We start from the raw sequence: 1296 nt of genomic DNA, 5'->3' as shown, positions 1-1296 counted from the left end.
CGGGGCCGCCTCCCCCCGCCGGGCGGGCTGCTGCTGGCGCCGGGGGGGGCGGGCGGCGCGGCGCCGCGCGCCGCGCGCCAGCGCTTCCACCGCCTCCGCCGCGCCGTCGTCCAGCGCCGGCCGCACCGCGAGGCCGCGCAGGTCGAGATCGAAGGCGGAGAGCCGCGCGGCGCGCGCGCGCCGGGCGAAGGGCGCCTGCGAGGCGGCCCGCGCCGCCATCATCGCCTCCTCCCCCAGCGCCAGCGCATCCGGCAGCGAGGGCGCGGGATCGAGCGGCGCAACCAGGGCCTGGAGCCCCGCCTCGGGCAGATGCAGCGCCAGGCGGCCGGCGGCGATCGCCAGCAGCAGGGCGGCCGGATCGGGCCGGGCCGGGCGGCTCATGACGCGCCGTAGCGGAAGCCGATGCGCCGGCCGAGCCAGGGCACCCAGCCGGGATCGATGTCCCAGCCGGCGCGGCGCAACGCGATGTCGGCCGCATCGAGCGGCCAGATCAGCGTCGCCCCCGCCTCCTCCTGCAGCAGCCGCCCGGGGCGCAGCAGCAGGCGGCAGAGCGCGTCGGTCGTGGCGTCGGCGGCGAAGGGATTCCGGCCATAGGCGCGGCGCAGGGCGGCCGGGGCATGCGCCACATCCGCCGGCGCGGCCGCCAGCAGCGCGGCCAGCGCATCCTCGGCTTCCGCGGCAAGGGCAAGCGGCAGGGCGGCTTCGTCGAGTGGCCCCTCGGGCGGCGCGGCGCCGGCGAACAGGGCGAGCAGCGGGCGGTCGCGTTCCAGCGCGGCGCGGCGCGCGGCGGGCGGCAGCGGCGCGGCAAGCCGTTGCAGCGCGACCAGGCCGAGCGCGAGCAGGCGCTCCGGCAGGCCCTCGCCCAGGGCCAGCCAGGCCGGGCGAAGCCAGGCGAGGGGGCGGATCAGCAGGAGCAGCCCGCCGCACCAGATCTCGGTCGTCTCGGTCTGTTCCGCCTCGGCGGGCGATGCGGATGGCGCCGGCTGCGCGCCGGCACCGGCGCTGCCGGCCATCTCCGGCAGCGGGACGGCCTCGGCCGCCGCCGCATGCAGCAGCGCCGGCAGGCGCACCGCCTGCGCCGGGGCATGCACGAGCAGGGCGGCGGCGAGCCAGGGCGCGCGCGGCGCCGGGGGCATCGCCGCCAGCGCCGCGCGCAGGGCGGCAGGCAGCAGCGCGAGCAGGCGCGCGGCGGCCTCGGTCTCGGCCGGCTCGGCCCCCCCCGGCGCCCGGGGGCACGGGGCGGGCGCCGCCCCCCCCGGGGGGGGGGCGGCCCGGCCCGCCGGGCCCCCCCCCCCC

The 1296-nt window shown here is 82.3% G+C and carries 1 protein-coding gene and 1 pseudogene; both read right to left on the bottom strand.

Annotation, left to right across the window (positions count from 1 at the left end; translation table 11 throughout):
* Positions 1–381: hypothetical protein (locus AC1MIR_RS14125; protein ID WP_480028833.1), on the bottom strand; the 381-nt coding region annotated here is incomplete at its 3' end.
* A pseudogene (locus AC1MIR_RS14120) lies at positions 378–1296 on the bottom strand (hypothetical protein); the annotation flags it as partial. The pseudogene AC1MIR_RS14120 and the gene AC1MIR_RS14125, both read right to left, overlap by 4 nt.

The sequence above is a fragment of the Falsiroseomonas sp. RANM36 genome (genome assembly GCF_056682175.1).
This window is presented reverse-complemented; position numbering and strand designations above follow the sequence as displayed.